Origin of the sequence: Devosia sp., from assembly GCF_048261455.1 — a bacterium.
Classification (GTDB): Bacteria; Pseudomonadota; Alphaproteobacteria; order Rhizobiales; family Devosiaceae; genus Devosia_A.
The window spans coordinates 1-367 of record NZ_JBLXGA010000035.1; the positions used below are offsets into that span (position 1 = coordinate 1).

Annotated in this window: 1 rRNA gene; it reads left to right on the top strand. The window is 52.9% G+C overall.

The window, feature by feature from the left end:
• A 23S ribosomal RNA gene (locus tag ACN0TK_RS18330) occupies positions 1 to 324 on the top strand; the annotation flags it as partial.
• Between the last annotated feature and the right edge of the window lie 43 nt (positions 325 to 367).

Sequence of the window (367 nt, forward strand, 5' to 3'; positions counted from 1 at the left end):
TAAAGAGGTACGTGAGCTGGGTTTAGAACGTCGTGAGACAGTTCGGTCCCTATCTGCCGTGGGTGTAGGATACTTGAGAGGAGTTGCCCCTAGTACGAGAGGACCGGGGTGAACGTTCCACTGGTGGACCAGTTGTCGTGCCAACGGCAGTGCTGGGTAGCTATGAACGGACAGGATAACCGCTGAAGGCATCTAAGCGGGAAGCCCCCCTCAAAACAAGGTATCCCTGAGGACCGTGGTAGACCACCACGTCGATAGGCCGGAGATGTAAGCGCAGCAATGCGTTCAGTTGACCGGTACTAATTGTCCGATAGGCTTGATTTGATCCAGTAACAGACAGGGTCTGATACTGATATCAAAAGCATAC